The following is a 25,252-nucleotide window of genomic DNA, read 5'->3' on the forward strand; positions in this document are numbered from 1 at the left end:
ATGTAATCTTGCCAGTCTGGTTAAGTATTAAAGGCAAGATTATCAGGGGGGTATCGATGGGTGACGGTGTTTTTTCATGGTGACGTCGCCTGGTTTTTCTGGTGCGGAAACAAATTTGATGAATTTATCAAATATTTCATTTTTAAAACATCAATCCTCGAACGCCATGCCCTGATACGGCGCTGCGCGGCAGGCCGCCAGCCGCTGCGCCAGGCTGCCCGCATGGGCTTCCAGCTGGTGGCCGTCCGGGTCGAGGAAATACAGGGAATCGCCGGCGCTGCTGTTTTGCTGCCATTCGGGCACGCCAGCCGTGCGCAGGCGGGCGGCAAAGGCGGGAAAGTCTTCCTGCGAGATGGAAAACGCATAGTGCGTGTAGCCGCCCGCGCTGATCGCCGCGCCCGCATCCAGCGACAGGCACAGCCACAAATCCCCGGCCGACAGATAGGCGCCCCGCTCCCAGCGCGCATGCAGGCGCAGGCCCAGCATATCGCGGTAAAAGACGACGCTGCGATCAAGGTCGCGTACGGACAGGGTGAGGTGGTTCAGGCCGGTCAACATGGTGCTGGATAACTTTCAGGTGGGGGAGGCCTGTATCCGTCATTGTCATGATTTGATATGACTTTGTTCCACAGGAGTTTGAGATACAGCAGCAAGGTCATAAAGCTCACGGCACCTGACCAAACCGTAGCGAGCGGCAGTGATTTGCGGCCGAGAAGCGCAACCGTGCCAGGGCACGGTGAGCATCGCCAGCCGCAAAGCGCGACGCGCAGTAGGTTTGGGCCGGTGCCATCAGGCAGGCTCGGCGTGCTCCACCATGAGCTGCACCTTGGTCGTGCCATTGTATTCATTCGCATCAAGCCGGAAGGCGACCCGCGTGCGTTCGCCCAGGGCATCCGTATGGCCGAACCAGATGGCGTCGAAGCGCACGCCGTTCTTTTCCAGCAACAGTTTCAAATGGCGCTCTTTTAAGATGCGCTGGCTGACGACGCGGAATTCGTCGCAAAAGACGGGCGGGGCGAAGCCCTGGCCCCACACCTGCCCATCCATCAGCTCGATGAAGGCCGTCGTGTAATACGCGTCTTCCAGCGGGCCGTCCGTTTCCACCACCCGTTCCAGCTGTTGCTGGCTGAGCCAGGCCTGGCCCACGGCTTCGAAGGCCTGGGAAAACGCGTCGAAGGCGTCGGCACGGATGGTCAGGCCCGCCGCCATGGCGTGGCCGCCGAACTTGTCGATCAGGCTAGGCGCCCGTTTCGACACGAGGTCGAGCGCGTCGCGCAGGTGGAAGCCGGGAATCGAGCGGCCCGAACCCTTGATCCAGCCGTCGGCGCCCGGCGCAAAGGTAATCGTCGGGCGGTAGAATTTTTCCTTCAGGCGCGAAGCGACGATGCCGATCACGCCCTGGTGCCAGGATGCATCGAAGACGCTGATGGTGCTGCTGTTGGCCGGCTCGAAATCGTCGAGGTGCAGCAGGGCCGTATCCTGCATTTCCGCTTCGATTTCGCGGCGTTTCAGGTTGATGTCGTTGAGTTGCTGGGCCAGCGCCCAGGCGCGGCCTTCATCGTCCGTGATCAGGCATTCGATACCCAGCGACATGTCTTGCAGGCGGCCGGCCGCATTCAGGCGCGGCCCCAGGGCAAAGCCCAGGTCGAACGGCGTGGCGCTGCGCGCTTCGCGGCCCGCCACGCGGAACAGGGCGGCCACGCCCGCGTGCATATTGCCCTTGCGCATGCGTTTGAGGCCTTGCGCGACGAGGATGCGGTTGTTGGTATCGAGGCGCACCACGTCGGCCACCGTGCCCAGCGCCACCAGGTCGAGCAGGTTGTCGAGCTTGGGTTGTGTGTGCGCATCAAAGATGCCGCGCCGGCGCAGCTCGGCGCGCAGGGCCAGCAAGACGTAGAACACCACGCCCACGCCCGCCAGGTGTTTACTGGGGAAACCGCAGGCGGGCTGGTTCGGATTGACGATGACGGCCGCGTCGGGCAGGGTGTCGGCCGGCAAATGGTGGTCGGTGACGACGACCTGGATGCCGCGCCGGTTGGCTTCGGCCACGCCGTCGATGCTGGCGATGCCGTTGTCGACGGTGATGATGATGTCGGGCGACTTTTCGCGCGCCGTGAGTTCGACGATTTCCGGCGTCAGGCCGTAGCCGTACTCGAAGCGGTTGGGCACGATGAAATCGACGTCGGCGCCCATGGCGCGCAAGCCGCGGATGGCCACGGCGCAGGCGGTGGCGCCATCGCAATCGTAGTCGGCCACGATGACCATGCGTTTCTTGGCGGCAATCGCGTCGGCCAGGAAGACGCCGGCCGCGCCGATGTGCAGCAAGCCGGACGGCGGCATCAGGGCCGCCAGTTCGCTCGACAGTTCTGCTGCGTCGGACAGGCCGCGCGAGGCGTACAGGCGGGCCAGCACGGGATGGATGCCGCCCTGGCGCAGCAGTTCGGATTCGCGGTAAGGGCAGGGACGGGTGGCGATGCGGGTACGGGTCATGATGCTTTCAACTTGTTCAGGGTAATCGCGCGCCAGAATTTGCGCTGCGCATGCTTGCTGGTAGTGACGTCCAGCCAGGCGTCGCGGTGGCTCAGTACCAGGCGCAGCTGGCCCAGGCGGCCATCTTTCAAGGCCGCCAGCAGGGGCGCGCACCAGTCCGTTTCCAGCGCTTGCAACTGCTGCAGCCACATGCCCCATTCCTGGGCCTGCGCCGCCTCGATCAGGCCGCCCAGCACGACGATCGTGTCGGACTGGTCCGCCAGCACACTGTTTGGACTGGCATCGCGCCGTGCCGGTTCCGCCAGCGCGGCCAGCCAGCCGGGCGCGTTCTGCGTATGCAGGCTGGCCGCGCAGCGTGCAGGTTCGCTCGTGGCCACGCTCCCGCTCCAGAGCCAGAACGCATTGATGGCTTTCAAGCCCCGTTCCTCGCGCGCGGCGTTGACGGGGTGTTCATGCCACAGCATCTGCACTTCATTTTGCAGGCGGCGCGCGGCGCGCGCGTGCTCGCCTTCCGGCATCCAGACGGACAGGTCTTGCGTGGTGGCGGCGTCCGGCGTGGCGCACTGCAAGTCGCTCCAGCCATCGGCGCGCATGAACCAGGTGCCCGCGTCGCCATACGCCAGCGGCTGGCCGATCTCGTCGAAATACGGGGCAGCAATGTCGAACAGGGCGCGGCCATCGGTCTCGCTCAGCTTGAGCTGGCGCAAGTCTTCCAGGCTGATATGGCTGCGGGCAATGGCCAGGTGGGCCGGATGCAGCAGGAAATAGCGCCCGCCCGGTTCCGGCACGAGGCCGTAGCCGCGCATGGCCCGGGCCGCAAAGGCCGCCTGCGCCGCCTCGCCGTTGGGCGCGGGCGACAGTTCCAGGGCGTGCGCCAGCCACGCTTCATGCGGCAGCAGGCGGTTGGCGTTGTCAAAAGTTTCTAAATCGCAAGTGGAGGTGCGCGACAGCAGCGCTGCCAGCGCGGGCGCCTGCAAGACCTTGAGCAGGTCGGCAGCCAGTTCTGCAATGGGCAAGGCGAAGGGCAGGACGAGGGTAAGTTGATTCATCCCGAGATTGTAGGCGATAGCGGCGGCGCGCGAGAAGGGCGCATGCGTTTTCGCCCCGATCGTTGCCACAGATTGGCACGGGCAAGAGAGTCGATTTCCAGATGGGAAGTGTCATTAAAGCATTTTAATTATTGAAATTTTATTTTTATCGACGGAAAATGATTCTCTTTTGAAAAGATAGTGGATATAATTGCGCTAACTTAAATATCAGAAAGACAATCACCCCCTGCTGCGTGGTTGCGTCGTCTGGCTCCTGTGTCCCTCGAATTTGTATACAAGATCTGCCGGCTTCATTTTTTAAACAAGTCTCTTCTTGGAAGCCCACCTATGTATACATTCGCCGCTTTGCGCGGCCAGGCTGATCGCGCCCTGGCCCCCCGTACTTCCGCTCCTGCTGCCGCCGTGGCATGCCGTCAGGAGGCCGCATGACTACCTACAACCTGTCGACCACGGTCCACGTCTGCGAAGACATCAACAAGAATTTCGATATCCGCGACCTGCTGATCCAGGCCGGTTACTCGGTGCAAGGCGAACTGAACATCAAGAATTTCACCGTGCTCTTGCCCGATGATACGGAGTCCACCGTTAACACGCCGCTGTTCGGCATGCTCGACACGGACACCGTGTACGTGCGTCCCGGCGACTGGGCCGCCAACTACAACGGCAGCTTCTCGACCATCGAGGTGACGATCGACAAGGGCAATGGCGATATCGTCCAGCTGAGCCTGCAAGTCATCATCGACCCCGTCAATGACGCGCCCGACGCGGCCGATAAGACGTTTACATTGCTCAATGGCAACAGCGTGGTGCTCAGCGAAGGCGATTTCGGTTTCCACGACGACGTTGAACATAACGGCTTCAAGTCCATCGTCATCACGAATACCACCACGGCGGGCCAGGTCCTGTTGAATGGCGTAGCCGTGGCGGTGGGCACGGAAGTGTCGATCGACGACATCCGCGCGGGCCACCTGGTCTTCGTGCCGAGCCAGACCGTGGCCGGCGACTTCGACCTCGGTTTCAAGGTGCGCGATGACGGCGGCACGGCCGGCTGCAATGCGCAAGACCTGAGCCTGGCGCCTCATTACCTGACCTTCAAGGTGCCGATGGCCCACCTGGGCGACTTCGTCTGGGAAGACAAGAATGCCAACGGCGTGCAGGACGCGGGCGAGGCGGGCATCGCCAATGTGGTCGTGCAATTGAAGGATACGGCCGGCAATGTGGTCGCCTCCACCACGACGGACGCCAGCGGCGGCTACCACTTCGACGTCAATCCGGGCACCTATTCCGTGACCGTGGTGGCGCCAGCCGGCTATGTGCCGACGGCAGCGAACCAGGGCGGCGACGCGGGCAAGGACAGCAATATCGATGCGGCCGGCAAGATGGCGCCCGTGACCCTGGCGCCGGGCGAAACCAACCTGACCCTGGACGCTGGCCTGTACCGCACGGCCGAGCTGGGCGACCGGGTCTGGTTCGATACGAACAAGAATGGCGTGCAGGATGCGGGCGAAGCGGGTGCTGCTGGCGTGAAAGTGACCTTGCTCGATGCATCGGGCAACGCCGTCGGCAGTCCTTTGGTGACGGATGCGAACGGCAACTACCTGTTCACGAATTTGAAACCGGGCGCCTACAGCGTGCAATTCGATAAGACCACCTTGCCAGCCGGCTACGCCTTCACGGGCCAGGACCAGGGCGGCGACGACCAGCGCGACTCGGACGCGAATGCCGATGGCCGCACGGCGCAAGTGCTGCTGGCCTCGGGCGACAGCAACCACAGCGTGGATGCCGGCATCGTGGCCTTGCCGGCCACCCTGGGCGACCGCGTGTGGCATGACAGCAACGCCAACGGCATCCAGGATGCGGGCGAAGCGGGCATCGGCGGCGTCACCGTGCAGCTGAAGAACGTGGCTGGCAGCGTGATCGGCTCGACCGTCACGGATGCCACCGGTTACTACAATTTCAATGTCGATCCGGGCACGTATTCGATCGCCGTCGTCGCGCCAGCCGGTTATTTGACCACCGTCAAGGATGCAGGCGGGAACGACGCGCTCGACAGCGACATCAATACGCTGGGCAACAGCGGCCAGGTAACGGTGGTTGCCGACCAGAACTACAAGGACCTCGATGCCGGCCTGTACAAGACCGCGTCCATCGGCGACCGCGTGTGGTTCGATGCGAATGGCAACGGCACGCAGGATGCGGGCGAGGCGGGCATGGGCGGCGTGAAAGTCAACCTGTACAACGCTAATGGCGCCGTCGTGGCCAGCGCCACCACGGATGCGAACGGCAATTATCTGTTCAGCAACCTGGTGCCAGGCAGCTACTACCTGGGCTTCGTGCCACCGGCCGGCTATGGCTTCACCAAGGCCGATATCGGCGGCTATGCCACCGATTCGGACGTCAATCCTGCCACCGGTCTCACTACCGCCATGGCGGTGCTGAAATCGGGCGACGTGCAGCTGGACTGGGATGCGGGCCTGGTCAAACTCAACACGGCCTCCATCGGCGACCGCGTGTGGGAAGACAACAACTACAACGGCGTGCAGGATGCGGGCGAACTGGGCGTTGCAGGCGTGAAAGTCAACCTGCTCAACGCCAGCAACGTGGTCATCGCCTCGACGACGACGAATGCCAGCGGCAACTACCTGTTCAGCGAACTGGCGGCCGGCAGCTACAAGGTCGAAGTCATCCGTCCATCAGGCTTTTATTACACCAAGGCCAATCTGGGCAGCGATACGGCCGATTCCGACGTCGATGTCAGCACGGGGCGCTCGTCCCTGATCAACCTGGCCGCCGGCCAGAACGACATGAGCTGGGATGCGGGCATCTACCGCAAGGCCAGCCTGGGCGACAAGGTGTGGCGCGACGCCGACCATGACGGCGTGCAGGACTACAACGAGGCGGGCATCGCCAACATCAAGGTGCAGCTGTACTCGGGCAGCGGCGTGCTGCTGGCCACCACCTACACGAATGCCAACGGCAACTATCTGTTCAGCAACCTCGATCCGGGCAGCTATTCGCTCAAGTTCGACAAGTCGGGCGTGTATCACGCCGGCTACGCCATGGATACGTGGCGCTGGGGCGCGAAGAACATTGGCACGAACGACAACATCGATTCGGATGTCAACAGCAATGGCACGACGGCCAACGTGGTCTACACGGACATATTGAAACTGGCGTCGGGCCAGAACGACATGAGCTGGGATGCGGCCATCACGCCCATCGTCATCGACCTCAACGGCGACGGCGTGCACACCATCGCCCGCGCCGACTTCCACGGCAGCTTCGACCTGCTGGGCACGGGCAGCGCCATCCAGACGGGCTGGGTCTCGGCCCATGACGGCTTGCTGGCCATCGACAGCAATGGCAATGGCAAGATCGACAACATCTCCGAGTTGTTCGGTGGCAATGAGAAGGGCACGGGCTTCGCCAAGCTGTCCAGCTATGACTCGAACCACGACGGCGTGGTCGATGCGCACGACGATAAATTTGCCGAGCTGCGCATCTGGCGCGACGCCAACAGCAATGGCGTCACGGACGATGGCGAGCTGATGTCCCTGCACGACGCCGGCGTGGCCAGCCTGGCCGTGAGCTACACGGAACTGCCGTTCCTTGACGCCAACAGCAATCTGCACCTGGAACGCAGCAGCGCCACCCTGGCCGACGGCAAGACGGTCGACATGACGGACGTGTATTTCAACGTCGACGCCAAGGACGCGGCCCACGCCGGCGTAAATCTGCCCAGCATGGCCGACCTGCTGCGCGACGACAGCACGCTCGACGTGGTGCTGGGCCAGGATGGCACGGTGACCACCGTGGCCGCCGCGCCGGCCGCCGCCGCAGCAGCGCCTGCCGCGGAAGCCCAGGCCCAGTGCGAAATGGCCGATCTCTTGCGCCGCGCCATGGCCCACGTGAATACCCAGCCCCAGGAAATGGCTGCCTGATGTCCCTTGCCGGGCCATGAGCCTGCCCGGCAATGCCGCACCGGCGCGCCCGTCACGGGGCGCCGGCGCTTTCCACGCTTTTTTGCACACTTGATAATAGAAATAGGGAAACCACGATGAAACAATCCATGCACCTGATCGTTCGCGGCGCCATCGCCGCAGCCACGTTCGCCCTCGCCAGCGGCAGCGCCCTGGCCGCCTCCAACCTGCAAGTCGTCGATTCGCACAGCGTCAGCCTGTTCACGGTTCCTGGCGGCGCCTTCGGCTCGGGCAGCGCCATCTCGCCGACCTTGTGGGAAGTCAAGTACGACAGCAACACGTTCCTGGCGTTTTGCCTCGATCCCCATGTCGCACTGAGCAACAGCTCGAACAGCTACAGCAGCGGCGCCTTCGCCGCCAGCGATGCCGTCAAGCGCCTGTACGAGGGGTATTACGCTTCGTCCATCGCGACTGTATCGACCAGCGCCAACAGCGCCGCCGCCTTCCAGCTGGCCCTGTGGGAGTTGAATAACGACAACACGAACCTGCTGACGGGCGACCTGCGCTTCAAAAACCTCAGCAATGCCGTCGTCAGCCAGGCCAACACCATGCTGGGCGTGGCGACGGGCAATGGCGCCATCCAGAACCTGTACAACTACACGAGCTTGACGAGCGTCAACCCCGCTTCGCAAACCTTGCTCAGCGTATCGCCGGTGCCGGAAGCGCAGACGTGGGCCATGCTGGTCGCGGGCCTGGGCCTGCTGGGCTTCATGGCGCGCCGCCGCAAGGCTGGCCAGAGCTGAACCAGCCGTCGTAACGCCGGCTTGCCCATGCTCCCGGCGGGGCGGGGCCCGTTCACTGGTAGCTCATCGTGAACTGCATTTGCCCCTTCACCGTGCCGGCCGTCACCGGTCCCGTTGAAATGTATTGCACCTTCAACGGGACCGCCATGGTGCTGGCCGACGCGCCGACCAGCCACTGGTTCGTATTGCCCGCGTCCGGCAAGGCCGGTCCATATTTCACCGGGCCGCCGCTGTTCGACACGCGCAGCTTCACGCCTTGCGCGCTGGAATCGGCCGTGAGGTTCAGGTTGCTGGTGGTGGTGTCGGCGCCATTCGTGTCGGTCAAGGTGATGTAGACGTTCACGCCGGCCGGGCAGGACGAGAGTGCGATGCTGAAGGCGGTGTCGCCCGCCGCCGTGCCGGCCGGATTCAATGCGCTTGCCATGACGGTCGGCAAGACCACGCTCGCTGGCGCGCTCACCGTGCAAGTGGCGCCGTTCGCGACGATCGTCGTGCTGCCCAGATAAATCTTGACGTCGGTCGTCATAGTCGTCGAACCGCCACCGGTGCGGTCGTTGCTGCCCAGGGAAGCCAGCTCAATCGTGGGAATCGGGCCGCCCACGGTCACCGGCGCGGCGGTGGTGACCAGCCGATACCTGAACCCGAAGGAGCCGCTCGCCAATGTGCTGGTGTACGTCAGGGCGGGCTCGACGAAGGGCACATAATAGTTAATTCCGCCCGTGTAGCCCAGCCTGGAGATAAGGCCGTTATAGTTGTCGGGACCAAGGTAGGTCGTGTCCATCACTTCGATGCCGATCCCCGCGATGCCGGTATCCCATACCCACGTGGCGGGCAAGCTGATGGCGGCCCGCGACGGGGTAATGCCCACGTTGTAGCCATGTATGTTGGGGAAGTCGGGGTTTGTCGAAGGATTCGCCGGGCACGTCCACGTTCCCGACGAAGTCTGCGTCGCACCGATCTGCGTGCCCACCGGCGCATTGCGCGGCACCGTCACCGTGCCGAAGGTGATCGTCGTGGCAGCGGGGGTGATCGTGCAATTCTTCGCCTGCGCCGGCGCGCTCAAGATCAGGCCGGCACAGCTGGCGGCCCACACGAGCGGCACACCGGATAATTTCTTGATAAAGTGCCATGAAAGCAAGCTGTTCATCGTATTTTTCCTCCGCTGGACAGCCGCGCCATTGCCGGGCTTGCCATGACGCCCTTCGCAGCGCACACGGCGTCGATATGCGCATACGCGCCCCGGTCTTCGCCCTTGGGCGGCAGGCGATACGCGAAGGCGCATTGCTCGTCCGCGGCGTCGCCCCATTTCGCCGTCAGCGTGCCCTCGTCGGCCACGCCGCGCACGAAGATGCGGCTGTTCTGGCCGATCGCGCCCACGCCTTGCCCCTGCGCGTCGTACACCGCCGCGCCGAAGGGCAGCGCCGCGCCGTCCGGCAAGCGGGCCGCGATCACCGCCGCCCGGCCCGTCAGCGTGTCGAAGCGCAGCATCACCACCGCGTTCGCGCGCGGCGCCACCTGCTGGCTGGTGGACTTGAATTCGACGTCGAGCGGCATCCCGTTCGGATCGATGTCGACCGTGTTCAGGCTGTACGGCGATAAATACGGAATCACCGCGTAGCCGAAGCGGTCGATGCGCACGCCGGCCGCATTGCCGACGCGGGCGCCAGTCGCGCCTTTCGCCTCGACCACGGCTATCGTGTCGCCCAGGTTGTTGGCCAGGGTCACGCCGCCCGGGTGCGCGACGATGGCGCCCGTCACCCCCGCCGACAGCTGCGAATACGCCGCGCCGCCGCTGGCGCTGGCGGAGAAGGTCGCGTACGGGCTGCGATACTGGCCATTCGCGCCAACCGTGCTGGAACCCGGCGCCCGATTCGCCATGACGCCGTACGTGTAGGCGTTGTCCGCGCCGGCCGAGCCGTTCAGCATCGCCTGCGCGGACGAGCCGTTCGTATTGTTGTGCGTGAGAAACATCGACAAGGTCGGCGCATGCTCGTCCGTGCCGAGCGGCAGCGACACGCTGGCGAAGGCCTGGCTCTGCATTTGTCCCGTCAGGCCGTTGCGCTGGCGCGACAGCGACACGTTGTAGCTGAGGCTGGTGCCGAGCGCGCGCCGCGTATTGTTGTAGCCCAGCTGGAATTGCACGGTGGCGCCGTCCCGGTTCCAGTAATCCTGCGTCGATGCCAGCACATAGGCATTGCCCCAGCCGTCCGCCAGGCTCTGGTTCATGGTCAGTTGCAGCTGGTTGCGCCGGCGGCCGACGGCGCCCGGGTCGCGTCCCGCGGCCGCTTCGCTGCGCGCCAGCATGGCATCGCGCAAGGCCCAGAAGCCGCTCGACGAATAGCGGTAGGCGGCCAGCGCAAAGTTGGTGCCGGTGGCGGGCAGCAGTTTGCTGTAGCCGAGCCGCACGCTCTGGCCCGTGGTGTCGTCCAGGCCGCGAATCTGCGCGCGCGCGCCCGTCACGTCGATGGCGACGGCGCCTGCGGGCGTGTTGAACGCCGTGCCCAGCAAGCCGGCCAGGTAGCCATCGGCAACGATCATGCCCGCATACGCGGTGAGAAAATTGTTGAAGCCGTGCTGCACCGTGCCCTGCAGCAGATGGGGGCGCCCGTTCGACTGCGTATCGCGCAACTGGCCGGCGGCGACGTGGAAGCGCGTGGTTCCTGGGCGCAACAATTGCGCCACCGACGCATACGGCACGGGAAAACTGTGCACGCTGCCGTCGGCTTCCGTCACCGTGACGAGCAGGTCGCCGCCGTAGCCGGTGGCGTACAGGTCGTTGATTTCAAAGGGGCCGGGCGCGACGGTGGCCTCGTACAGCTTGTTGCCGTTCTGCGTCACGCTGACGCGGGCATTGCTCAAGGCCACGCCGCGTATCAGCGGCGCATAGCCGCGCAGCGAGCCGGGCAGCATGCGGTCGTCGCTGGCGAGCGCCACGCCGCGTATGCCGATGCTGTCGAACACGGCGCCGTCGGTGAAGGCATCGCCGAGCGTCAACTGGCTGCGCAGGGAGGGCAGTTCGTGCTGCAGGTAGGTGGCGATGTTCTGATGGGTGCGCTGCCCGCCCGCCTGCCACGTCAGCGCGGTATTTTGCCGCAGGTGCCAGCTGCCGAGATTGACGCCGCCGTTCAGGCCCAGGTAGGTCTGCGTGCCCGCCGCGCCGGCGCCGGCCACGCGAAAGGTATTCAGGCTGTAGCCGAGCGTGGCCGACGCGACGCCTTCGTCCCAGAATTCCGGGCTCACGTAGCCTTGCGGCTGGCGCAGCAGCGAGGCTTGCGGAATGGTCAGGTCGAGCCGCAGCTCGGACAGGTCGAACGCTTGCGTGGCGTCGTCGACCAGGTCGGCGAGATTCGGGCAAGCGTCCGCCCGGGGGGCCGCCAGTGCGGCGCGCGCCGGGGCGGACAGCTTCTCCGGGTCGAGGCCCAGGCGCGCGGTCATGCTCCTGTCCAGGCACGGCGTGGCGCTGGCGGCGCCCGCATGCGCGACGAAGCGCAGCGCATCGTGGCCCACCCAACGGCCGTTCACATACAGGTCGACCGTGTAGGCGCCGGGCGGCACCGGATTGCCGCGCGCGAAACGCGCCACGTCGACGCTCTGGCCCTGCGGCTTCATCAGGAAATCGCTGTTGAATTGCACCTCTGCCACATCGGCCGCCTCGGGCGACGCGGCGCAGGCGGGCTGGGCACCCCATGCGGCGAGCGCGCCCAGCAGCACGGCGTGGCCGCGCCTGAGCGCAAGCCACGCTCCGGCACGCGGCCGCGCAGACTGTTCCCGGGTACGCATGGCTTACTCGTTCGTGCCCTTGCGCAGGGTCTTGCCGCTCACGCCGGCGCCATAATCGTTGATGTAGGTGTAGTCGACCTGCGTGGGCACGGCGGCGCGCGGCGCGGCGTTGCCGAGGTCGAAGTCCGCGCTGGCGCCGGGGGCCAGCATGCCGCCCGTATCGTTGCTCCAGTTCGCCACGCCGTCCGCCGCGGTGAGCTTGCTGAACGTCACGTGGTACGGCGTGGGATTATTGCCCTCCAGCACGTAACGGCCATTCTCCAGGCGCTTGAAGCGCCAGTGCACGAGGGCGGCGGCATCGTCCGCCTTGCCCGGCAGTCCCGTGGGACGGAAGAACAGCTTGATGCGCGTGCGGAACGCCAGCTGCAGGAAATTCGGACTGTCCGCGCTCGCGGCGGCGCCGGCGCGCGGCGGCACTTCGAGCACATTGAGCCAGAACAAGGATTCCTTGTCTTGCGGCAACGGTTCCTGCGTGTAGATCAGGCGCAGGCTTTGGCCTTTCTTCGGATCCAGGCGGAACAGGGGCGGCAGCAGGGTGAACGGCACTTTCGATTCATCCGGCAGGGCGTTCGGATTGCCCGTATCGAGCCATGCCTGCACCAGTCCCGGCGCATTGCCCTCGTTGGAAAGCTTGATGGTGACTTCGCGGTCGCTGGCGCGATAGATCACGCGCGTCCCGCCGATCACGACAGACGCATGCGCGCCCGCCACCATGCATGACAAGGCGAAAGCCGCGATTATTTTTGATAATTTGTTACGCACTGTCATTTTGCTATCTTGCTATGGTGATTACATGCTGAATTCGTGTTTTGTTTGTCTCTTCGCCAACCGGTGCATTTTCGGGGCACCGCCTAACGCCGCGTCAATGCCTGATACTTATTGGTAGGACATCGTGTACATGACGGAGGTACTGACCGTGCCGACACCGGCCGCGCCGCCGGTCGCCACGTACTGGGCGAAGTAATTGAGGGTGGCCGTGTTGCTGGCGATCGCCACGCTCTGCGAGTTCTGCGCCGCCTGTGCCGCGCCCAGCGTGATCGCGGTGGTGGCGTCGGAGTTGAGCAGGCCGATTTGTACCTTGGTCGCCGTACCCGCCGCATTTTTCAGCCGGCCCGTCGCCGTATCGATGGTCGTGCCCGCTTCGAAATAGGCTGACACATTGCCCGTGGCCGACGTGCAGGCCGTCAGCACGATCTTGAACGGCGTGCGGCCCGCCGTCGCGCCGTCAATCGAGAGCGACGAGGCCGAGACCGGGGGCAGCGCGACGGTGAAATCCTTGCCGGCGCCGCCATTGATGGTGCAGGTCTGGGCCGTGACCTGGCCCGTGAAGGTGATGGTGCCGTCGGCAGCGTGTGCAAGGGCCGGCATGGCGGAGGCGGCCGCGATGAGCGTCGCCAAGACGCCTGAGCGCGCGAATGTCATAGGTATCCTATCGAGTAGTCAAGTGTTGTATTGAAAGAGCGTGTGCATGGCGGGTGCAGCGATCGCTGTCGCTGGGTAGACACGGCAAACGCTGGTGGATCTGGCATTGGAACTAGTGCCGTTGATAAACAATTATATGGACGTAATTTCCGTAGCGCATGTAACTAGTTGAAGTTGTTGTTACGGCGCATATTTTTTTGCTGTCATTGCAAGCTTATGTAAAAACAGGAAATATTGCGTTACAACCCGTGTTTTTTCCTGCCGTGCCGCGGTGGATTGCATGCTCACTCCCGGCGCGGTTCCCGCTCGCCGCTGCCGGTCACTGCCGCGTGCATTCCCGGGGGCAGCCAGCGCCCCACGCCCCGGCGCAAACAGTGCGGCCATCTTCCTCTTGCCGCCGACAAAATCTGCTGGCAATTGAACTGGTGATTGACGGAATGGCCATGTTTCGGGAACCTGTGCCACGCCCCGCCAGTCAAGCGCAGGCACTTCGTTGCGCGCAGCTGAAAGGGGGGAGAAAGCTGAACAGGTGCTTGCCGGATGAAAGCCGCCGCCGCAGCGCAGGCTTGTCCATGCCGCCGAAGCGTGCTGGCGCGGATGCGATGTATCCAGCGCATGCCTGAATATATAAAAATACAACAAAGTTGCAATAAATGTTATATATTCACGAAAAATAAATTCTCTTTTAGAAACGCTTGAAATATAATCAAGATGCTGTAAAAACAACCACACCCTTCCGTATGGTTGTGTCGTTTGGCTTTTGTGTCCCTCGAAACTGTATACAAGATGCTGCCGGCTTCAAGTTTTTATAAACAAGTTCTCTTTCTTGGAAGCCCATACCATGTATACATTTGCCACTCTGCGTGGCCAGGCTGATCGCGGCCAGGTCACACGCGTTGCCGTTCCCGCCATCGCTGCTGCCGTCCGCCAGGAGGCCACATGACTACCTGCAACCTGTCGCCCACGCTCCACGTCTGCGACGACACCAGCAGGAATGTCGATATCCGCGGCCTGCTGATCCAGGCCGGCTACTCGGTGCAAGGCGAACTGAACATCAAGAATTTCACCGTGCTGTTGCCCGATGATACGAAGTCCGCCGTCAACACGCCGTTGTTCGGCATGCTCGATATGGACACCGTGTACGTGCGTCCCGGCGACCGGGCTGCCAACTACAACGCTGTGTCGGCCGGCGCCAACAGCGCCGCCGCCTTCCCGCTGGCCCTGTGGGAATGGAATAACGACAACACGAACCTGCTGGCGGGCGACCTGCGCTTCAAAAACCTCAGCAATGCCGTCGTCAGCCAGGCCAGCATCATGCCGGGCTTCATGCACGGGCGCTTCCGCGCTGACTTAATTATTACTCATTGATCATCGCTCATCGCGCAAGCGATAGCGTTCCCGCTGCGGCGCGCCCGACCGGTGCAGCGCAGCGCTTTATTGTGAATCCATCATGACGCCACCTTCCGACACTTCCACCGCTTCTGCCGGCATGTCCCGCGATGCGATCGCCGACGCCATCGTCTTCCTCGCACGTTTTTTTGGCGTGACCGTACAGGCCGAGCGCCTGCGCGCCAGCGTGGCTGCCCAGGCCGGCCCGGCCGCCGCCGGCTTTCTCGAACAGGCGCTGGCGCAGGCCACCCTGGCCGGCACCGCGTTGCCGATAGACAAGCCGCGCCGCGCCACGGAAATGCCGGCCTTGCTGCTCAACGGGGAAGGGCAGGCGCTGGTGGTGCTGGCCATTGCCGATGGTAAATATGAATGCCACGTGCCTGGCATCGCCGGCAGCGCCTGGCTTGATGCGGCCGCGCTGGCGCGGGAAGTGCCCGATGGCCGCTGGGTGGCCGTGCGGCCCGTACTGTTTTTCGACCAGCGCAGCTTGCTCTACAGCATGCCGGCGGCGGGACGCTGGTTCTGGGATGTCTTCAACCGTAACCGCTGGATCTTCCGCTGGGCCTTGCTGGGCACCCTGGTGCTCAATATCATCGGCGCGCTGGTGCCGTTCTATGCGATGGCCGTGTATGACCGCGTGATCCCGAACAATGCCACGTCCAGCCTGTGGGTGCTGACGATTGCCGTCGTGGTGCTGACGGGCTTCGAGCTGGCCCTGCGCCTGCTGCGCGGCGAGCTGGTGGAAACGGCGTCGCGCCGCATGGACGTGGCGCTGTCGTCGAACATCTTTGCCCAGTGCTTGCGCCTGCGCGCGGCCAGCCGGCCCGCTTCCGGGGGCACCCTGGCCAATACCGTGCGCGATTTCGAATCCGTGCGCGAATTCTTTGCCTCCACGACCCTGACGACCCTGGGCGACTTGCCGTTCCTGCTGCTGTTCCTGCTGGTGATCGCCCTGGTCGGCGGCTGGCTCGTGCTCGTGCCCCTGGCCGTCATCCCGATCCTGCTGCTGGTGGCCTTTGCCTCGCGCGCGGCCCTGGCGCGCCACGTGGCCGCCTCGATGCAGGAAAGCGCGCAGCGCACGGCGCACCTGTTTGAAACCATGAATGGCCTCGACACCATCAAGGCGCTGGGCGCGGAGGCGTGGAGCCGGCGCAAATGGGAAAGCCTGACGGTGGCCATCGCCGCCAACAGCGTCGAGACGCGCGAAATCGTCAGCCGGGTCAACTACATCAACACGGCCGTGCTGGCGCTGTCCGGCGTGGCCGTGGTGGCCACGGGCGCCTTGCTGATGGGCGAGCATCTGCTGACCCTGGGCCAGATCATCGCCGTGAGCATGCTGACGGGCCGCGCCCTAGCGCCCGTGAGCCAGATCGCGGGCCTGATCATACGCTGGGAACAGACCAAATTGTCCTACCATGCACTGAATAAAATCATGGAAGCGCCCACCGACGACGACGCGGCCAGCCTGCAGGCGCCGCCCCTGTCCGGGCGCATCGAATTTCGCGACGTGGGCTTTGCCTACCCGAATTCGCCGCCCCTGCTCGATAAGCTCAACCTGCACATCCGCCCCGGCGAACGGGTCGGCGTGATCGGCAAGCTCGGTTCCGGCAAGAGCACCTTGCTGCGATTGCTGCTGAACCAGTATGGCCCGCAAAGCGGCAGCGTGCTGTTCGACGACCTGGCCAGCACCCAGCTGGCCCCCTTGAGCCTGCGCCGCCAGATCGGCTACGTGCCGCAGGACGTGACCCTGTTCCACGGCACCCTGCGCGAAAACATCGAACTGGGACGCAGCCAGCCCGGCGACGAGAGCCTGCTCGACGCCATCCGCCTGGCCTGCCTCGACGACATCATCACCCAGCTGCCCAACGGCGTGGCGACGGAAGTGGGCGAGCGGGGCGAACGCCTGTCCGGCGGCCAGCGGCAAGCCGTGGCCATGGCCCGCGCCTTGCTGGCGAAACCGCCGATGCTGCTGCTCGATGAGCCGAGCAGCATGTTCGACCCGGCCACCGAGCAGCGGCTGATCGGCCGGCTGCGTACATTAAAAGAGACGACCATCGTGCTGGTGACGCACCGCATGGCCATGCTGGCGCTGGTGGACCGCCTGATCGTCTTCGACAAGGGGCGCATCGTGGCCGACGGCCCGCGCGACGACGTCATGCGCGTCTTGAACAGCCAGGCGGCCAAGCCCGTGGCGGAACAGGGAGTGGCGGCATGAGCGCCCTGAATGCCCGCCCGCTGCCGGCGGCCCACCCGGACCCGGAACGCGAACCGCAGCGCATCGTCATCCGCATGCTGGCCTTGACGTCCGTGCTGCTGGTGCTGGTGCTGGCCTGGGCCATGTTCGCCCAGCTCGACGTGTCCGTGAATGGCCGGGGCGCCATCACGCCGCCATCGCACCTGCAGGAAGTGCAAAGCCTGGAAGGGGGCATCGTGCGTGAAATGCTGGTGAAACCGGGCCAGCGCGTGCGCCGCGGCGACTTGCTGCTGCGCCTGGACACGGCCCAGTACGAAGCCAACCTGGGCGCCAGCGTGCAGAATCGCCTGGCCGCGCTGGCGGGCAGGGCGCGCCTGGACGCGCTGCTGTCCGGCGGCACGCCCCAGTTTGCGCCGGAATGGCAGAAAGAGGCGCCCGAGCTGATCGCCAAGGAAATGCAGCTGTGGCGCGACGGACAGCGCGAATTCGCGTCGGCCACGGCGGCCGCGCGCGAAGGCGTGACGCGCCGCCGCGGCGAGCTGGCCGAAGCGCACAGCCGCATCGCCCAGCTGGACACGGGCTTGAAGATCGCCCTGGAAAGCCTGTCCATCGAGGAGAGGCTCTTCAAAGAGGGCGCCGGTTCGCGCGGCGACTACCTGAATGCACAGCAGCGCGTGCAGCAGCAGCGCACGGAACTCGACAGCCTGCGCACCTCCGTGCCGCGCCTGACGGCCACCCTGGCCGAGGCCCAGGCGCAGGCGGGCGAAGTGGAAGCGCGCATGCGCGGCCAGTGGGGCGCGCAGCGCAGCGAATATGAAACCAAGGCCGGCGCCCTGGCCAGCACCGTGAAAGGCCAGCAGGACCAGGTGAGCCGGCGCGACGTGACGGCGCCCGTCGACGGCGTCGTCAACCGCGTGCTGGTGGCAACCGTCGGCGGCGTGGCGCAGCCGGGTAAACCTATCCTGGAAATCGTGCCGGCAGATTCGGAAATGCTGATCTCCGTGCGCGTGAAACCGTCGGACATCGGTTTTATCCATGTGGGACAGAGCGCGTCGGCAAATGTGCTGGCGTACGACGCCACCACCTACGGCCGCATGAAGGCGCAAGTGGTGCGCGTGGGGGCGGACGCGATTCCCGACGAGCGCAACGAACCGTACTTCGAGGTGCAGCTGAGCACCGACCGCAGCCAGCTGACGGCGCACGGCAAGGTATTGCCGGTGACGCCAGGCATGCCCGTCGACGTGGGCATCCTGACGGGGCGCCGCTCGGTGCTGCAATATGTGTTCAAGCCCGTGCTGCGCGGCTTGCAGTCTTCCCTGCAGGAGCGGTGATGCGTGCCTTTTTGATATTTATCACACTGGCGTGCGCCGGCATGGCGGCGCAGGCGCAGCTCCCCGGCACGCTATCCGTCCAGCCCGCGCGTGGCTTGCCCGCCTTGCTGGCGCGCGCCGTGCCGCGCGATCCGCAGGTGATTGCGGCGCAGGCGGCGCTGGCCACCACCGAAGCGCGCTACAAGCAGGCCCGTTCGCGCCTGTTTCCGACTGCGGCGCTGCAGGCGACGCGGGGGCGCAGCAACGATCTCGATGGGACGCAGGAGGTCGAGCGCCGCACGCACCAGGTGGAAGCGAGCGTGCGCTGGAACGTGTACAACGGCGGCGCCGACCGCGCCGAACTCGATGCGGCCGAGCGCGAGATGGCGGGCGCCGCCTTCGACGTGGAGCGCGCGCGCGCGGAAAGCGCGGAAAAGCTGGCCGAAGCGTATTTCGACATGCAGCGCCTGGAACGCAGCCTGCAGCAGTCGCAGGAACGCCTGCGCGACGTGACGCAGCTGGTGCGGCAGGTGACGCGCCAGGCGGAATTGGGCAAGTCGTCGGAAGTGGACCGCGAACTGGCGCAAAGTTCGCAGCTGGACGCGGAACTGGTGCACGACGGCTTGCTGACGGACCAGCAGGCGGCGCGCATCAAGCTCGAGGCGCTGGCTTTCGAGCCGGTGGCGCAGTTTGCCGATTTCGCCTTCGCGCCGCTGCCGGCGCAGGCGCTGGAGAATGCCGACACGCAGCCGGCGCAGTTGCGCGCCGCGCGCGAGCGGGCTGCCGCGGCCCAGTTGCGCGTGCGCGGCGTGGCGGCCACCCTGGCCCCTAAAATCGATCTGAATGTCAGCCATCTGCTGAACAACAAGACCACGCCGCCGCCGTCGACCATCCAGCAGCGGGGCTGGTCGGTGGGCGTCTCCTGGGAAATCCCGCTCGGCGGGGGCAGCCTGGCGCAGCGCGACGAGAGCATCAGCCGCGCCCAGGCGGCCGAGGCGGACGTGGCGCGCGCCGAGCAGGGCACGCGCGCCGACCTGGCCAGCATGCTGCCGCGCATCGCCAATGCACAGCGCACCCTGGCCCTGCTCGACGAGCAGGAAAAGAAGATGGCCTTCGTCGTGCGCGGCGGGACCATCCAGTACGAGGCGGGCCGGCGCAACCTGCAGCAGGTCATCCAGACGCGCGACAGCTATTTCACGATACAGCAGCGGCGCATCGACCAGCTGCACCGCCTGACCCTGGCGCAGATGCGGCAATATGCGCTGGCGGGGCAGCTGCTGCGTGTTTTCAGCCTGGCGCAGGAGGCAAAATAGCGCCGGCGTGCGCGGTTTCACACAGAGATGACGCAGAGATCATGCATGAAATGCCCATTGTGTGGCACACTGCGCGCTCGCATATCATCGTTGTCGCGGGAGCGCATGAGCATCATCAAACAATTTCCTTTTGAGTGGCAGGTCGGCGTGCGCTATACGCGCGCCGGGAAACGCAGTGGCCGCAACAGCTTCATTTCCTTCATCTCCCTCATTTCCGTGGCCGGCATCGGCCTGGGCGTGGCCGCCCTGATCGTCGTCCTCTCCGTCATGAACGGCTTCCAGAAAGAAGTCACCGACCGGCTGATGTCGGTGCTGGCCCACGTCGAGGTGTTCGACACGAGCGGTTCCATGCCCAACTGGCAGGCGCAGGAGCGCGCTGCCTACGCCAACCCGCAAGTGAAGGCCGTGTCGCCGTTCGTGGAAACCCAGGGCATGCTGCTCAATGACGAAACCATGCGCCCGTCCGTCGTGCGCGGCGTGCTGCCGCAGCAGGAAACCACCGTCTCCAGCGTGGCCGCCCAGATGAAGCAGGGCAGTTTCAATGATCTCACGCCCGGCTCGTACAACATCGTGCTGGGCATCGACCTGGCCAAGGCGCTCGACGTGAAAGTGGGGCAGAACGTGACCCTGATGCTCGAGCGCGAGCCAAGGGCGGGCGATCCGGCCAACGGCATCGTCATGCCGCGCATGCGCGCGCTCAAGGTGGCCGGCATCTTTGAGGCAGGTCATAATGAACTTGACGGCAGCCTGGCCTTCGTCAACATGCAGGATGCGGAACAGCTGCTGCAGCTTGACGGCCCGTCCGGCCTGCGTCTGCGCCTGCACGACATGAACAAGGCGCCCCAGGTGGCGCGCGAATTGAAGGCGTCGATGCCGGGCCAGCTGTGGATGCGCGACTGGTCGCGCGCCAGTGCCAGCTGGTATGCGCTGGTGCAAAGCCAGAAGAACATGATGTTCATCATCCTCAGCATGATCATCGCCGTGGCCGCGTTCAACCTGGTCTCGACCCTGGTCATGTCGGTCACCGACAAGCAGGCCGACATCGCCATCCTGCGCACCCTGGGCGCCTCGCCGTTCTCCATCATGAAGATCTTCATGATCCAGGGCGCGCTGGTGGGCTTGCTGGGCAGTGCCCTGGGCGTGATCGGCGGCGTCGTGCTGGCGCTGAACGTGGGCGTCATCGTGCCCTTCATCGAAGGCATCTTCGGCCTGCACTTCATCTCCAAGGAAATCTACCAGATCAGCGCCGTGCCGTCGGACGTGCATTGGCTGGACGTGGCGCAGATCGGCCTGATCGCCTTTGGCCTGGCTCTGGTGGCCACCATCTACCCGAGCTGGCGCGCCGCGCGCGTCAAGCCGGCCGAGGCGCTGCGCTACGAATAACACATCAAGAAACGATAAAGACCGCCTGAATAATGAGTATTTTCAAGAATTTGCCCTTCGAATGGCTGGTCGGCCTGCGCTACACGCGGGCCGGCAAGCGCAGTGGCCGCAACAGTTTTATCTCCTTCATCTCGCTCATTTCCATGGCCGGCATCGGCCTGGGCGTGGCGGCGCTGATCGTCGTGCTGTCCGTGATGAACGGCTTCCAGAAGGAAGTGACGGACCGCATGCTGTCCGTGCTGGCCCACGTGGAAGTGTTCGACAACAGCGGCAGCATGCCCGACTGGCGCGCGGAAGCTGCCCAGGCCTTCAAGAATCCGGCCGTGAAGGGCGCCGCGCCGTTTGTGGAAACGCAAGGCATGCTGCTGCGCGACGATGCGCTGCGTCCCGCCATCGTGCGCGGCGTGCTGCCCGAGGAAGAGCCGAACGTGTCCGACGTGGCCGGCCAGACGCGCATGGGCAGTTTCAAGGCGCTGCAGCCGGGCACCTTCAATATCGTGCTGGGCATCGAGCTGGCACGCGCCTTGCGCGTCAACCTCGGCGAAAAAGTGACCTTGATGCTGGCGCAGGGCCAGGTCACGCCGGCCGGCGTGCTGCCGCGCATGCGCAGCTTTACCGTCAGCGGCATCTTCCAGGCGGGCCACAATGAATTCGACGCCGGTTTGGCCTTCATCAATATCGAAGACGGCCAGCGCCTGCTGCGCCTCGATGGCCCGTCCGGCCTGCGTTTGCGCCTGGCCGACATGAACCAGGCGCCGCAAGTGGCGGCCGAACTGAAGAAATCCATGCCGGGCGACCTGTGGCTGCGCGACTGGTCCAAGCTGAACGCCAACTGGTTCGCCGCCGTGCAGACGGAAAAACGCATGATGTTCATCATCCTGACCCTGATCATCGCGGTGGCGGCGTTCAACCTCGTGTCGACCCTGGTGATGACGGTGACGGACAAGCAGGCCGATATCGCCATCCTGCGCACCCTGGGCGCCTCGCCCCGTTCCATCATGAAGATCTTCATGATCCAGGGCGCGCTGGTGGGCATCCTGGGCACGATCCTGGGCGTGGGCGGCGGCGTGCTGGTGGCGATGAACATCGACGTCATCGTGCCCTTCATCGAGCATCTGCTGGGCGTGCAGTTCCTCTCCAAGGACATCTATTTCATCAGCACCGTGCCGTCCGACCTGCGCTGGCCCGACGTCAGCAAGATCGGCGTGCTGGCCGTGATTCTCGCCTTTCTGGCGACCCTGTACCCAAGCTGGTGGGCCGCCCGCGTCAAACCTGCGGAAGCCCTGCGCTATGAATAAACCACTGACTACGACCATGACCGACCTGAACAAACCTGCCTCCAACGGCGCTTCCGCCGATTCCGCCGTCCTTAGCTGCCGTGGCCTGGGCAAGACTTTTACCCAGGGCAGCTACAAGGTGCAGGTGCTGGCCGGCATCGATATCGACGTGCACCGCGGCGAGCGCGTCGCCATCGTCGGCGCCTCCGGCTCGGGCAAATCGACCCTGCTGCATCTGCTGGGCGGGCTCGATACGCCCACCAGCGGCAAGGTGACCCTGCTGGGCAAGGATTTCGCCACCCTCAGCGAAAAGGCGCGCGGCGACTTGCGCAACGCTTCGCTGGGCTTCGTCTACCAGTTCCACCACCTGCTGCCCGAGTTTTCCGCGCTCGACAACGTCGCCATGCCCTTGATGATACGGCGCATGAAGCGCGCCCCGGCCACCGAGCTGGCGCAGCAGATCCTCACGCGCGTGAACCTGGCCAAGCGCGTCACGCACACGCCCGGCGAATTGTCGGGCGGCGAGCGCCAGCGCGTGGCCCTGGCCCGCGCCCTCGTCACGCAGCCGGCCTGCGTGCTGGCCGATGAACCGACGGGCAACCTCGATCACGCCACGGCCGAACAGATATTCGACCTGATGCTGGAATTGTCGCGCACCCTGGGCACGGCCTTCGTCATCGTCACCCACGATATCGAACTGGCCAGGCGCTGCGACCGCGTGCTGCGTCTGACGGACGAAGGGCTGCAGCCGTACCAATACTAAGGAACCGCCATGCTGTGGATCGACACGCACTGCCACCTCGACGCGCATGAATTCGGCAGCGAATCGCTGCAGGTGGCGGCGCGCGCGGCCGCGCAGGGCGTGGCGATGATCGTCGTTCCCGCCGTCGAACGGGCCAATTTCGCCATCGTGCGCGATCTGGCGGCAACGTCGCCCAACGCCTGCTATGCGCTCGGTATCCACCCGATCTACGTGCCGCACGCCACGGAAGACGATTTGATCGCCCTGCGCGAAACCGTGGCGCTGGCCATGCATGACCCGAATTTTGTGGCCATCGGCGAGATCGGCCTCGATTTCTTCCTTCCCATGCTGTGCGAACCGGCCATGCGCGCCAAACAGGAGCATTTTTTGCGCGAGCAGCTGAAAATTGCCCGCGACTTCGACCTGCCCGTGCTGGCCCACGTGCGCCGCTCGCAGGACATCGTCCTCAAGCACGCGCGCCAGATCCGCCCGAACGGCGGCATCGCGCATGCGTTCAATGGCAGCTTCCAGCAGGCGCAGGGCTATATAGCCCTGGGTTTCAAGCTGGGGTTTGGCGGCGCCATGACCTTTACGCGGGCCTTGCAGATACGCCGCATGGCCACCGACCTGCCTTTGGATGCCATCGTGCTGGAGACGGACGCTCCCGATATTTCGCCCAGCTGGATCCACCCGGGCCGCAACAGCCCCGAAGAATTGCCGCGCATCGGCGCCGTGCTGGCCGAATTGCGCGGCCTTGATATCGCGCAAGTGGCGGCTGCCACCAGCGCCAACGCGCGCGCCGTGCTGCCCCGATTACCCTTGATGGAATGAGAACCATGAACAAGAAAATGCTCGCGGGCGCCCTGGCGGCCTGCATGTCTACCGTGTTGGCGCCCGCCATGGCGGCGGCCGGCGCCCAGTGCGACGGCATGCCGCGCCTCGACGTCACCACGCCGGCCGGCTTTTGCGTGGCCGTGCTGGCAGACGGCCTGAAATTCCCCCGTGGCGTGCTGCCGCTGACGAATGGCGACATCCTCGTCACGGACATGACGGGATGGGCGCCGAAGCAGGGTAAATTGTGGCTGTTGCAGCGCAAGGCGGCCGGTCCGGGCTACGAGCGCAAGCTGCTGCTCGACAAGCTCGATCGCCCGAACGGCATCGTGCAGGGGCCGGACGGCCTGGTCTACGTGGGCGAGGTGGGACGCATCTTCCGCTTCGACCTGCGCGATCCCGCCCGCGCCATCACCGACATCATCGGCGGCACGGCCAAGACGCCGCGCCTGCCGGGCCTGGGCTTGCACCTGCTGACGAACATGCGCTTTGGCCCCACGGGCGATCTGTATGTAAACGTGGGTTCGAGCACCGACCATTGCGAGAACGATGGCAAGGCGCCCGATCCGGCCAAGGCCTGTCCTTCGGCGGAAGGCCTTGAGGCGCTGGGCGCCATCCGCGAATACAAGATGGCCTGGCCGGCCGGCACGGTGACGAGCTGGCGCACGCATGCGCGCGGCTTGCGCAATTCGATGGCGCTGGCCTTCCATCCGGCCACGGGCGAGTTGTGGCAGGCGGAAAACGCGCGCGACGCCATCCAGGCGGCCATGCCGCAGCTCAAAAGCGACGAGAATTTGCCGCATGAGGAGCTGAATCTGATCAAGTCCGACCGGCACTACGGCTGGCCGTACTGCTACGACGACAATGTCGCCAGTCCCGAATATCCGAAGACGGCTTGTGCCGCCCAGTATGCGGCGCCGCAGCGCTTGCTGCCCGGCCACGCCGCGCCGCTGGGCATGACGTTTTATACGGCCAGCCGCTTCCCGGAGCTGTACAGGAATAGCCTGATCATCGGCTACCACGGCTACCGCAGCAACGGCCACCGCCTGGCGGCGCTGCTGCCCGACAAGGCCGGCGCGCCGCTGGGCAAGTCCGTCGAGTTGATCGGCAACTGGGAGCGCAAGGGCAAGCAGGGCAGGGGCGCGCCCGTCGACGTGAAGCAGGGCCAGGACGGCGATATCTATATGGCCGACGACCATAATGGCCTGGTGCTCAAGCTGCACTATGAGGCGGCCAAACCCTGATGCATATCGCTTGACCTCGCGCAGTGCGAGGTCGCGCCATCCTCCTATAATCGGCTCGATGCTCTCCAGCGACACGCGCGGGCCGTGCCTGCCATCCTGGCGCGG

The 25,252-nt window shown here is 64.9% G+C and carries 19 protein-coding genes; 11 read left to right on the forward strand and 8 right to left on the reverse strand.

Translation table 11 applies throughout. From position 1 onward, the window contains the following. Positions 1–150: 150 nt before the first annotated feature. From fos to AC1RJW_RS05855, 3 genes are all read right to left on the reverse strand, one after another. On the reverse strand, positions 151–558 hold the full coding sequence (fos, locus tag AC1RJW_RS05845; RefSeq protein WP_493044160.1) for a fosfomycin resistance glutathione transferase: 408 nt from the start codon (positions 556–558) through the stop codon (positions 151–153). 231 nt (positions 559–789) lie between these two features. After that, positions 790–2,490, reverse strand: coding sequence for a single-stranded-DNA-specific exonuclease RecJ (gene recJ, locus AC1RJW_RS05850; protein ID WP_493044161.1), 1,701 nt, complete (start codon positions 2,488–2,490; stop codon positions 790–792). After that, complete coding sequence (locus tag AC1RJW_RS05855) at positions 2,487–3,539, reverse strand: hypothetical protein (protein WP_493044162.1); 1,053 nt, start codon at positions 3,537–3,539, stop codon at positions 2,487–2,489. The genes recJ and AC1RJW_RS05855 overlap by 4 nt, the downstream gene beginning before the upstream one ends. 425 nt (positions 3,540–3,964) lie before the next feature. Between AC1RJW_RS05855 and AC1RJW_RS05860 the strand changes: the two genes are divergently transcribed. Together AC1RJW_RS05860 and AC1RJW_RS05865 are read left to right on the forward strand one after the other, a co-directional pair. Further along, a complete protein-coding gene (locus tag AC1RJW_RS05860) occupies positions 3,965–7,480 on the forward strand; it encodes an SdrD B-like domain-containing protein (protein ID WP_493044163.1) in 3,516 nt (1,171 codons plus the stop codon). Between the two features lie 116 nt (positions 7,481–7,596). Continuing rightward, positions 7,597–8,262: a PEP-CTERM sorting domain-containing protein gene (locus tag AC1RJW_RS05865; RefSeq protein ID WP_493044164.1), complete on the forward strand. Its 666-nt coding sequence runs from the start codon at positions 7,597–7,599 to the stop codon at positions 8,260–8,262. 52 nt (positions 8,263–8,314) lie between these two features. On the opposite strand, the gene AC1RJW_RS05870 is transcribed toward AC1RJW_RS05865, so the two are convergent. The 5 genes from AC1RJW_RS05870 to AC1RJW_RS05890 form a co-directional block, all read right to left on the reverse strand. Beyond that, positions 8,315–9,409, reverse strand: a complete 1,095-nt coding sequence (locus AC1RJW_RS05870; protein ID WP_493044165.1) for a fimbrial protein — start codon at positions 9,407–9,409, stop codon at positions 8,315–8,317. Further along, the gene (locus AC1RJW_RS05875) at positions 9,406–12,042 is read right to left on the reverse strand and encodes a fimbria/pilus outer membrane usher protein (RefSeq protein WP_493044166.1); all 2,637 of its coding nucleotides are present in this window, start codon (positions 12,040–12,042) and stop codon (positions 9,406–9,408) included. The genes AC1RJW_RS05870 and AC1RJW_RS05875 overlap by 4 nt, the downstream gene beginning before the upstream one ends. Before the next feature lie 3 nt (positions 12,043–12,045). After that, on the reverse strand, positions 12,046–12,810 hold the full coding sequence (locus AC1RJW_RS05880) for a fimbrial biogenesis chaperone (RefSeq protein ID WP_493044167.1): 765 nt from the start codon (positions 12,808–12,810) through the stop codon (positions 12,046–12,048). 108 nt (positions 12,811–12,918) lie between these two features. After that, the gene (locus AC1RJW_RS05885; protein ID WP_493044168.1) at positions 12,919–13,464 is read right to left on the reverse strand and encodes a fimbrial protein; all 546 of its coding nucleotides are present in this window, start codon (positions 13,462–13,464) and stop codon (positions 12,919–12,921) included. 180 nt (positions 13,465–13,644) lie between these two features. Further along, the gene (locus tag AC1RJW_RS05890; RefSeq protein ID WP_493044169.1) at positions 13,645–14,190 is read right to left on the reverse strand and encodes a hypothetical protein; all 546 of its coding nucleotides are present in this window, start codon (positions 14,188–14,190) and stop codon (positions 13,645–13,647) included. Positions 14,191–14,403: 213 nt separating this feature from the next. Here AC1RJW_RS05890 and AC1RJW_RS05895 point away from each other — a divergent pair, with 213 nt between their 5' ends. The 9 genes from AC1RJW_RS05895 to AC1RJW_RS05935 all read left to right on the forward strand — a co-directional run bounded on the left by AC1RJW_RS05895 (position 14,404) and on the right by AC1RJW_RS05935 (position 25,147). Then, positions 14,404–14,832 carry a hypothetical protein gene (locus AC1RJW_RS05895; RefSeq protein ID WP_493044170.1) on the forward strand — a complete coding sequence of 143 codons (429 nt, stop codon included), beginning with the start codon at positions 14,404–14,406 and terminating at the stop codon, positions 14,830–14,832. Between the two features lie 82 nt (positions 14,833–14,914). Continuing rightward, a complete protein-coding gene (locus tag AC1RJW_RS05900; protein ID WP_493044171.1) occupies positions 14,915–17,068 on the forward strand; it encodes a type I secretion system permease/ATPase in 2,154 nt (717 codons plus the stop codon). After that, the gene (locus tag AC1RJW_RS05905; RefSeq protein ID WP_493044172.1) at positions 17,065–18,378 is read left to right on the forward strand and encodes an HlyD family type I secretion periplasmic adaptor subunit; all 1,314 of its coding nucleotides are present in this window, start codon (positions 17,065–17,067) and stop codon (positions 18,376–18,378) included. The genes AC1RJW_RS05900 and AC1RJW_RS05905 overlap by 4 nt, the downstream gene beginning before the upstream one ends. Next, positions 18,378–19,670 carry a TolC family protein gene (locus AC1RJW_RS05910; RefSeq protein WP_493044173.1) on the forward strand — a complete coding sequence of 431 codons (1,293 nt, stop codon included), beginning with the start codon at positions 18,378–18,380 and terminating at the stop codon, positions 19,668–19,670. Before AC1RJW_RS05905 ends, AC1RJW_RS05910 begins: the two co-directional genes overlap by 1 nt. A gap of 105 nt (positions 19,671–19,775) precedes the next feature. Beyond that, positions 19,776–21,053 carry a lipoprotein-releasing ABC transporter permease subunit gene (locus AC1RJW_RS05915; RefSeq protein WP_493044174.1) on the forward strand — a complete coding sequence of 426 codons (1,278 nt, stop codon included), beginning with the start codon at positions 19,776–19,778 and terminating at the stop codon, positions 21,051–21,053. A gap of 32 nt (positions 21,054–21,085) precedes the next feature. After that, positions 21,086–22,351: a lipoprotein-releasing ABC transporter permease subunit gene (locus AC1RJW_RS05920; protein ID WP_076571576.1), complete on the forward strand. Its 1,266-nt coding sequence runs from the start codon at positions 21,086–21,088 to the stop codon at positions 22,349–22,351. A 16-nt stretch (positions 22,352–22,367) separates the two neighbouring features. Continuing rightward, positions 22,368–23,093, forward strand: coding sequence for a lipoprotein-releasing ABC transporter ATP-binding protein LolD (lolD, locus tag AC1RJW_RS05925; RefSeq protein ID WP_076571574.1), 726 nt, complete (start codon positions 22,368–22,370; stop codon positions 23,091–23,093). Between the two features lie 12 nt (positions 23,094–23,105). Then, complete coding sequence (locus tag AC1RJW_RS05930) at positions 23,106–23,903, forward strand: TatD family hydrolase (RefSeq protein ID WP_493044214.1); 798 nt, start codon at positions 23,106–23,108, stop codon at positions 23,901–23,903. Between the two features lie 5 nt (positions 23,904–23,908). Beyond that, entirely contained in the window at positions 23,909–25,147 is a 1,239-nt protein-coding gene (locus AC1RJW_RS05935; protein ID WP_493044175.1) for a PQQ-dependent sugar dehydrogenase, read from the forward strand. Positions 25,148–25,252: the final 105 nt, after the last annotated feature.

The organism is Janthinobacterium sp. GW822-FHT07A03 (assembly GCF_058798815.1).

Coding starts and splice junctions, on each gene's coding strand:
- fos (WP_493044160.1), bottom strand. CDS start 558: ATGTTGACCGGCCTGAACCACCTCACCCTGTCCGTACGCGACCTTGAT.
- AC1RJW_RS05905 (WP_493044172.1), top strand. CDS start 17,065: ATGAGCGCCCTGAATGCCCGCCCGCTGCCGGCGGCCCACCCGGACCCG.
- AC1RJW_RS05875 (WP_493044166.1), bottom strand. CDS start 12,042: ATGCGTACCCGGGAACAGTCTGCGCGGCCGCGTGCCGGAGCGTGGCTT.
- AC1RJW_RS05885 (WP_493044168.1), bottom strand. CDS start 13,464: ATGACATTCGCGCGCTCAGGCGTCTTGGCGACGCTCATCGCGGCCGCC.
- AC1RJW_RS05920 (WP_076571576.1), top strand. CDS start 21,086: ATGAGTATTTTCAAGAATTTGCCCTTCGAATGGCTGGTCGGCCTGCGC.
- AC1RJW_RS05860 (WP_493044163.1), top strand. CDS start 3,965: ATGACTACCTACAACCTGTCGACCACGGTCCACGTCTGCGAAGACATC.
- recJ (WP_493044161.1), bottom strand. CDS start 2,490: ATGACCCGTACCCGCATCGCCACCCGTCCCTGCCCTTACCGCGAATCC.
- AC1RJW_RS05855 (WP_493044162.1), bottom strand. CDS start 3,539: ATGAATCAACTTACCCTCGTCCTGCCCTTCGCCTTGCCCATTGCAGAA.
- AC1RJW_RS05935 (WP_493044175.1), top strand. CDS start 23,909: ATGAACAAGAAAATGCTCGCGGGCGCCCTGGCGGCCTGCATGTCTACC.
- AC1RJW_RS05900 (WP_493044171.1), top strand. CDS start 14,915: ATGACGCCACCTTCCGACACTTCCACCGCTTCTGCCGGCATGTCCCGC.
- AC1RJW_RS05865 (WP_493044164.1), top strand. CDS start 7,597: ATGAAACAATCCATGCACCTGATCGTTCGCGGCGCCATCGCCGCAGCC.
- AC1RJW_RS05915 (WP_493044174.1), top strand. CDS start 19,776: ATGAGCATCATCAAACAATTTCCTTTTGAGTGGCAGGTCGGCGTGCGC.
- AC1RJW_RS05880 (WP_493044167.1), bottom strand. CDS start 12,810: ATGACAGTGCGTAACAAATTATCAAAAATAATCGCGGCTTTCGCCTTG.
- lolD (WP_076571574.1), top strand. CDS start 22,368: ATGACCGACCTGAACAAACCTGCCTCCAACGGCGCTTCCGCCGATTCC.
- AC1RJW_RS05910 (WP_493044173.1), top strand. CDS start 18,378: ATGCGTGCCTTTTTGATATTTATCACACTGGCGTGCGCCGGCATGGCG.
- AC1RJW_RS05895 (WP_493044170.1), top strand. CDS start 14,404: ATGACTACCTGCAACCTGTCGCCCACGCTCCACGTCTGCGACGACACC.
- AC1RJW_RS05870 (WP_493044165.1), bottom strand. CDS start 9,409: ATGAACAGCTTGCTTTCATGGCACTTTATCAAGAAATTATCCGGTGTG.